At 44.8% G+C, this 8,605-nt stretch carries 4 protein-coding genes; all 4 read right to left on the reverse strand.

Going from position 1 to position 8,605, the window contains the following annotated elements:
- Positions 1-3,168, reverse strand: coding sequence for a TonB-dependent receptor (locus tag PBAL39_RS23735; protein WP_008246602.1), 3,168 nt, complete (start codon positions 3,166-3,168; stop codon positions 1-3).
- A 346-nt stretch (positions 3,169-3,514) separates the two neighbouring features.
- On the reverse strand, positions 3,515-4,624 hold the full coding sequence (locus tag PBAL39_RS24940; protein ID WP_198139876.1) for a TlpA disulfide reductase family protein: 1,110 nt from the start codon (positions 4,622-4,624) through the stop codon (positions 3,515-3,517).
- Positions 4,625-4,641: 17 nt separating this feature from the next.
- Positions 4,642-6,030, reverse strand: coding sequence for a RagB/SusD family nutrient uptake outer membrane protein (locus tag PBAL39_RS23745; protein WP_008246605.1), 1,389 nt, complete (start codon positions 6,028-6,030; stop codon positions 4,642-4,644).
- Positions 6,031-6,040: 10 nt separating this feature from the next.
- Positions 6,041-8,605: SusC/RagA family TonB-linked outer membrane protein (locus PBAL39_RS23750; protein ID WP_039867625.1), on the reverse strand; the 2,565-nt coding region annotated here is incomplete at its 5' end.

Genomic DNA, 8,605 nt, shown 5'->3' on the forward strand with positions numbered 1-8,605 from the left:
TTAAAATCCAACACTTAAACCAAACGATATGATCCTCGACGAAGGATAGTTCCCATTATCTACTCCCGGCTCAAGGTTCGGATTTGCCCCAACTACATCAGGGTCTAATCCACTGTAGTTTGTAATCGTAAATAGATTCTGACCACTTACGTATAAACGGGCATTGCTGATATTAGCTTTTGAAATCAGTTTTGATGGCAAATTGTATCCTAGTTCGACATTACGCAGTCTTAGAAATGAGCCATCTTCAATCCAGCGATCAGTATTCCCCCTTGCATTTTCATTGATTCCTCTATCATTAGCCGCAAACTGATAGCCCAGTCTCGGGAAAGAAGTATCCGTATTTGTTGGCGTCCATGGATTAATTGCGGTCCTATAGTTAGAGTTACCATAACTATCCAGTTCCCTCAACACGTCGTTATACAACTTTTGTCCAAACGCTCCATACAATTGAACGGAAAGACTAAAATCCTTATATCGTGAATTAAATTGAAGTCCAGTTGTAAATTTTGGAAAAGGAGAACCGGCATACACACGATCTTTATCATTGATGTCATCATTGGTACCACCATCTAAAACATTTACGTAGCGGATATCTCCTGGTTTGGCATAAGCGCTTTGCGCACGATGTGCATCAATCTCCGCCTGATTTTGAAAAATCCCATCCGTCTTTAACACATAATATTCACCGATAGACCGGCCCACCTGAGTTCTGGTATTGCCCGACTGGATGTAGTTTTTCGGCAGCCCTGTATCCAGATCAATACCCAGACTTCCCAATTCCAATACTTTATTTCTGATCACGCTTACGTTAGCGGCAATATCCCATTTAACAGCACCATCCGATTGAGGGCGATAACCAAGGTTCAGTTCCAGACCCTGGTTTTGGATGGATCCAATATTGACAATTGGATCTCCCTGCAGGTTTCCAAGATATCCTGGCAATGGCTGGCTCAACAATACATCTTCAGAAATGGATCTGAAGGCATCGAAATTGATGGTAAACCGGTCGTTTAGCAATGAGGCATCAAAACCCAGGTTCGTTGTTTTCTTCTTTTCCCATTTCAAATCTCCTGAAGCAAGTTTGGCCTGGATGGCGCCGGCATTGGTATTTTGTCCGGTACCCAACACCACATCTGGTGCCTGGTTGAGAAAACCGATGTACTGATAAGGGCTCAATGTATTTACGCCCAGCACACCATAGGAAGCTCTTAACTTCAAATCTGAAACCCAGTCTACCTTAAAGAAGTCTTCTTTAGAAATCCTCCAGCCTAAGGCTCCCGAAGGGAAATACCCCGTCCTGTACTGTGGAGAGAAACGGGAATCCTTATCTGCGCGGAAAGTGAATGTAACCAGATATTTGTCATTGTAAGTATAATTCAGCCTTCCCAGATAAGAGTCTAATAAACTTTTATAAAGACTACCCGATGAGTTCCTTCCCTCTCCGGATGTTGATTGTAACGTAGTGAAATAATCGCCACCGAATTGTGCGAGCCTGATGCCACTGCCAAAGGTATTGTCGGTCTGTGTGGTTTGCTGAGTATACCCGACCACACCGTTGATGCTGTGTTTGCCTAATACATAATTGTAATTCAGCGTATGTTCAAACAGATAGCTTAAAAACTGGCTCCTGTTGTCGCTCAGCTGACTGAAATCAGGCGACTGATTCTGGTACCACGATCCATCTTTTCTAACCGATTTACTTTTGTCGAAGCTGGTTTCAAGCCCCACATTGAACTTATAGTTCAACCCTTCGATGATTTTAAAATCCATGAAAGCATTTCCGAGCAACTTGGCAAAATTTGATTTGACAGAAGTGATGTTGGCAATGGCGATCTGGTTACGTGAGAAGGTATTGATACTCCCATTCGATCCGTATCCCCATCCACCAGGATTGTTGGTACTGATCAGGGAGTTGTCCTGAACAGGGATTAAAGGAACACTGGTGAACATGTCATACCATGGATTTCCTGCGAAGGCACCGCCCTGGAATGGTGATCTTGCAGTCGAAGAGGAGATGGCAATATTTTCTCCGAACTTGAATCTTCCTCGGGTAGTCTCTGTGTTTATCCTGAAGGAGGCACGTTCAAATTCCCGGCTGATGAGCACTCCTTTATCTTTAAAATAACCTGCGGAAATCAAATATTTGGAGCCGTTCCCACCACCTGAAACGCTGGCATTATAATCCTGAACGGCCCCAGTCCGAAGCGTTTCGTCAACCCAGTCGGTATTAACTGCACCATTGTAATTGGCTACTCCCGGTTGAACTGCCATTCCCGACGCCTGGTACGCCAGCGTATTGGTTGCCGCATACCCCGCAGCGTCCATCATCTCGTAGGTCTTCGGCACCTGCGACACACTGTACCTGGAAGTTACGGTGATCTTTGCCGGTCCTTCTTTACCTTTTTTAGTGGTAATTAGAATGACACCATTACCTGCACGGGAACCGTAAATGGCCGCTGCAGATGCATCTTTTAAAATCTGAATGTCTTCAATGTCATTAGGGCTCACTGTCGTATTCGGATCTGCAATCATTCCGTCGATTACATAAAGTGGACTTGCATTGCCAAAGGTGGCCAATCCGCGAATGTTTACTACCGCTTCCTGTCCTGGAGCACCTCCGTTTCTAACGGCTACGCCAGGAGTCTGACCTTGAAGTGCCTCTGGTAACGAACGTGAAACCAGTCGCTCGGTATTCGCGGTCTTCACAGAACTTGCCGCACCAGTCAAGTCTTTTCTCCTGATGGTTTGATAACCGATCACCACGACATCATCTAAAGCGGTACTGGAAGGCTCCAATGTCACATTAATCACCGGGTTCGCTCCTGCTGCAACTTCTTTGGTCGTATAGCCAATATAGCTGAACACAAGCGTGGCATTATCGGGGACCGAAATGCTGTACTTTCCATTAACATCAGTGATGGCAGTTCTGCCGCCACCTTTTACACTTACGGAAACACCCGGCAGGGTTTCACCTGTGGACGCACTTACCGTTCCGGTAATCTGTACATCAAATCTGTAGGAACCGCTTTCAAAAGCAGGCTTGTGGGTGTCGAAGGCATAACCTGGAGAAACCATTGCCGCCAACATCAGTGGCAAAGCTAGTTTTCGTTTAAGGTTACCAACCTGCCCAACATGAAATAGGTCAAGTAGAATTCTTTTTTTCATAATAGGTTACATTTGGTTAAGGGTGCTTGATAATTGCAGAGGACCGGTCCCTGATAAAGGCGTCCGAAAGCATAGAAGTGTGCTGCTCTTCATTGTTCAAAAATTAGGTTCATATTTGGTTTTGTACCGCCAAGTCTGGAGAAGACTTAACATGAGCAATGTTAGAGAAACGAAGCTGAAGAGGATATAAAATTTGTTTTTAATCCTGTAACAAATGTGGAATTTATGGCCTAAAAATGCTGTTAAACCAAGAATTCATCAAGAAGCAAGGCTCAGCAATTTCTTATGGCAAAAAAAAGCCCCCAGAAGCTTACGCTTGCTGAGGGCATTCAAACTCCCAAAAAATCTATGGCATCACCTCTGCCAATTTTTCCAATAGGTCCTCTCCGCGGAGGTTCTTAGCAATGATCTTTCCCTGGGGGTCAATTAAAAAACTTTGTGGAATTGCAGATATGCCATACATTTTGGCAATTGCATTTTCTCTGCCTTTCATGTCGGAAAGCTGGATCCATTGAAATCCGTTCGATTTAATGGCATTTAACCAGGCAGACTTGTCGTCATCTATCGACACACCTATAATTTCCAGATTTTTATCTTTATACTTTGTGTAAGCACGCTTTAGAAATGGATACTCTGTCCTGCAAGGACCACACCAGCTCGCCCAGAAATCGATCAATATATATTTCCCTTTAACATCGGCAAAGGACACCATCTTTCCTTTGTCATCCGTTTGCGTGAAATTCAATGCAGGTTGTCCAATAGCCAGGCGTTTACTGATACTTACTTTGTCATTCACCTCCTGATACCTTTTAGTATCACCAAATTCTGGCTTTAAGGCTGCAAGCATGAATTCAACAAATGGAACATCACTCACTACAATTGTATTTTGCTGTAATATGTTAAAGGAAACCGCTGATTGGGGGTGGCTTTTCACATAACGCTTCATAGCATTCTTAATGATCTTTTCCTGCGCATATAGCAGCCTGTTAAAGGCCGCAGCAGAATCTTCAGGTAACGCCTCCATCTGTGTTTTCCAGATCTGGTAAACTGAATCCCGTAATACATCTGTTGATCTATTAAGTGCAACATATTCCTTTTGACCCGCGGTTCCGGTAATGGTTGCTGTAAAAAGCGTTCCACCTTCAATAGTGGTGTTACCATGATCCAGCATAAACTCAGCACCCTGACTAACAGGATCCTCAGGTGTTACGCTTGAGGGGTAAACCCAATGTACATAAATGGAAGCCTCTGTAGCGTGCTCCAGCGTCCCTGAAAAGCTAAATTTGTTATTTTTAGACATCGTTGAATCGGTCACTTTACGATTACCATCTCTGTACGACAAGAACACCTTCATAGGGACTTTCGAATCGGTCAGGTGGCCCTTCACGTTATATTTCTTGTCTTGTGCTAAGGCTGATGCACATATAAATAGCATCCCTAACAAACATATCTTCATTTTCATAAATTTAAATTCTAGTTGTATCCCGGATTTTGTGTCAAATTCCCATTTCTTGAACGCTGATCAGCTGGAACCGGGTAAAGTGCAGCTTCCGGTTTCCAAGTTGTTTTGACCGCATCCAATATCGCATTTATCCTGCCAGTCCGTTTTAGGTCAAACCAGCGGTGTCCCATTTCGCAGTTCAGCTCCACCCTACGCTCTCGTTCCACAGCCAGCAACAACGCCTCCCTGTCATTTGCAGCAGTAGCACCTAAGCCTGCGCGCTGACGTACAGCAAGCAAGTCTGTTCTGGAGCCCGAAACGTTATTTTGCTGCGCCCGGGCCTCCGCCCTGATCAGGTATTGTTCTGCAAGCCTTAATACTGTAAAATATTCCTCGTTTGCACCAGTAGCTAAGCTGCGGTACTTGGTGGGATAGGTATAGGTAGTTCCGTTATAGGAAATAGTAGAAGACCATGCTGTTGCCCGCGCATCTCCTGTTTCAGCCGCAAACGCAGCTTTCAACTGCTCAGTAAAAACGAATGTAGGTAATGGCGACTGTGGATTGGGAATGACTGCCGAGGCATATCCGGTAATGCCACCTGCATCATTGTAAAATTGTAAGATGGCCTCAAGACTGCTGGGCTTGAAAACGTTGGAGATATCCTCCAACTTAAACAGTGCAGTATTTTCGATAATGGCCGTAGTCTGTGTTTCAGCCTCTGCCCATCTCCCCAGGTAAAGGTAGGTACGCGCCAGCAAGGCGGTTGCTGCCCATTTGTTGGCACGAACCCTTAAGCCAGATGACATAGAATAGTCAGTAGGAAGATTGTCCCGTGCATAGATGAGGTCTTCGATGATTTGTGCGTAAACATCCGCAGTCGGCGTTCGCGCACCAACCTTGTTCTTTTCTACGTCCGTAGTTAATACCAGAGGCACATCCCCAAAAAGATTAACGAGGTAACTGTGACAGAAAGCGCGGACAAACCGGGCCTCAGCAATGGTCTGGGCCTGAAATTTAGGACTGAGATTACTGCCCGCAGGCGTCCCCTCAATGATGGCGTTAGCTGAATAAATAATGGAGTATGGAGTAGACCATAGGTCAGCTACATCCGGATTATCGGAAATGATTACGTTTGCCGTAAACTGATCGAAACTGTTCCCAACAAAAGTAAGCTCATCTGCTGTTAATCCGGGCCGGGTAGACATCAGTACACTATAACGGTCTCCATATTGAAGATCGCCATATAAACTGGCTAGAGCAGCCTTCACGGTTACAGAGTCTTTAAAAACCTCTTTGTCGAGCAACTGTGTGGCTGAAGGCTTATTATCAATGAGTTTCTGGCAGGCACCTAGTGTTATGGCAAAAATCAACATCAATAGTATCCATGTTAATTGTTTAATAGGGTTATTTTCTTTTTTCATAATTCAAATGCTAAAAAGTAGTTCTAAAGCCGGCGGTAAACATTTTTAAAGGAGGCACCTGGTTTGTCAGCGTTTCCGGATCAATTCCCTTGTACCCGGTAAACGTTAGCAAGTTCTGCCCACGTGCATAAATCTGAAGTGATGATATACCGATTTTTTTGCTAAATGTCACAGGCACATTATAAGCCAGGGAAACATTCCTCAATCTGACGTACGCAGCTGATTCCACCGAAGCGTCAGAGTTAGCGAAATAATAATACTTGCTCCCTGCATCGCTGGACGTTGTTGAGGAGTATAACAGTCCGGTGTTGACCATGGACTTTGGCAGGTTGTAGCCTGTTCCCGGATAAGCGCCAAAGTTCAGGTCGCCGCGTGTCGCAGTACGGTTCGTTCCCTGCAGAAATACATCCAGCTGAAAACCTTTATAAGTGAAGGTATTATTTAAACCTCCGTAATACTTGGGATCATTACTACCGTAAACGATAAAATCTCCCTTACCATTGGCATTCACACCATTGGTGATGACGCCATCGCCATTTACATCTACTACGGTTGCGATGCCATCTACGATCCCGCCCGATTGAAATACGGTGCGTAGGTTGAGTGATTCTCCTACGACATAACGATTATTATAGGTAGATATCATCAGTCCTGGGTAGGAAACCAATTTGTTTTCCGGAATGGTTAAATTGAATGAGCTGATCCATTTGAATTTACCATTATCCATGTTTACAGTATTCAATTCCAATTCCAGACCTTGATTCTGTACTATTGCGTCCAGATTTGCCGTATAAAAATCTTTTCCTGTCTGTCCCGGCAGCGGCACTTCGCCCAGCAGATCTGTAGTGCGGTTACGGTAATATATTGCCGTAAATAAAATCTTATCGCGTAAAAAGCCTAAATCCAAAGCAAGATCAAATTTCTTCGTTTGCTCCCATTTCAGATAAGGATTAGCGATCCGGTCGGGACCTAAGGTCACCAGCGGCCCGTAGGTTGCGCCAGCCTGATAGTTGGACTGGTAGCTGTAGTCCCTGATTTTATCATTACCGATCGTACCATAACTGGCCCTTAGTTTTCCAAAGCTCAGCCATGGCAAATTTTCGCTCACAAAATCCTCCTTGCTGAATATCCATCCCATGGCCGCACTGCCAAAAGTTCCAAACCGATAGTTGGCTCCGAATTTGGAAGAACCATCCCTTCTGATATTGGCACTGATCAGGTACTTCTCATTCCAGTTATACTCCGCCCGGCTAAATACCGAGGTATATCGGAAATCCGCATAGTCAGAAGCTTTAGCCAGCACATTGGTTGCTCCTAAGCTACTCACCAGTTTCTCATTGGTATACGTACCCAGTAACCAATACGGCTGTACCGTTTCGGTTCTCTGCCAGGTGCCTCCGGCGATGAGTTTCAGGTTGCTTTTTCCGGCAGACAGTTGGTAAGTAAGCTGAGGCTCGGCAAGATATGTCCTGATGTAATTATTGTTCATGGTCACCAGCGAGGGCGAATTGTAGGCCGGATTACTTGCCCTGCTTGGGCTGATGATCATTCCCTTCACGTCAATCAGGTTATATCCTCCGTTGGCCTTAATGTCTAATCCAGGCAAAATGGAATAGCGCATAACAGCAGTAGCATTGAGGTTGGACGATTTGAGGCTGATGCTGGAATTGAATGCTGCCAATGGGTTGTCATATCCTGGTCCCCAATACAAGTTCCCATCACCGGTATACAGCGGATAGTTCGGTGGCAATCCATAGTTTGTGAGGTTCAGGTTGTAACTGGGAATTCTATTATTATCCGTATTGTAACTGATAGAGGCTGCCGTAGAGAATTTGGAATCTACACTCTTATGCTGTACGCTCAGGCGGAGCTGTGTTGCTTTGTCGTCCGTAGCTGAATGATACACTGTCGATTCTCTACGATAAGTTCCTCCTAGTGTAAACTGCGTATACATGTTGCCTCCAGAAACAGAAACCCCCGCATTGGTTTGATGAGCTGTATTTCCAATCAGTAATTTCGGAAAATTAGTATAAGCATTCTGGTCCCACACCGTCAGGTCTGGGGCATTAGCTGCTGTTGGGGTGATGTTATCATTTGCAAAAGCTTGTCGTCTGATGTCAAGATATTCTTTGGTACCGAGCATCTCTACTAAATTGCTTGCCGCTCCAAATCCCTGACTAAAGTCTACAGTAAAATCAGTACCATTTGAACTTCCCTTTTTGGTTGTAATTAAAATGACTCCATTTGCTCCACGAGAACCATAAATTGCAGTTGCATCAGCATCCTTCAAAACGTCGATACTTTCGATGTCCGCAGGGTTGATGGTATTCAGAGGGCTAAAGTTAAAGCTCGGGGAAAAACCACCGATGCTTCTCTCAACTGGATCACTACCAAATGGAACACCATCCACGATATATAATGGAGATGAGGAACCAGGGAGTGGATTTATGCTATTCTGACCACGTATAACAACCGACACATTCGCCCCTGCATACCCGGCACTCTGATTGATGAAAAGACCTGGAACCCGCCCCTGCATGGCGATGATAGGATTAGACACGGGTTGCTTCACAAT

Source organism: Pedobacter sp. BAL39 (genome assembly GCF_000170795.1).
Taxonomy (GTDB): domain Bacteria; phylum Bacteroidota; class Bacteroidia; order Sphingobacteriales; family Sphingobacteriaceae; genus Pedobacter.

Excerpts from the sequence above, each read along its gene's own strand:
- PBAL39_RS23735 (WP_008246602.1), bottom strand. The coding sequence starts at position 3,168 with ATGAAAAAAAGAATTCTACTTGACCTATTTCATGTTGGGCAGGTTGGT.
- PBAL39_RS24940 (WP_198139876.1), bottom strand. The coding sequence starts at position 4,624 with ATGAAGATATGTTTGTTAGGGATGCTATTTATATGTGCATCAGCCTTA.
- PBAL39_RS23745 (WP_008246605.1), bottom strand. The coding sequence starts at position 6,030 with ATGAAAAAAGAAAATAACCCTATTAAACAATTAACATGGATACTATTG.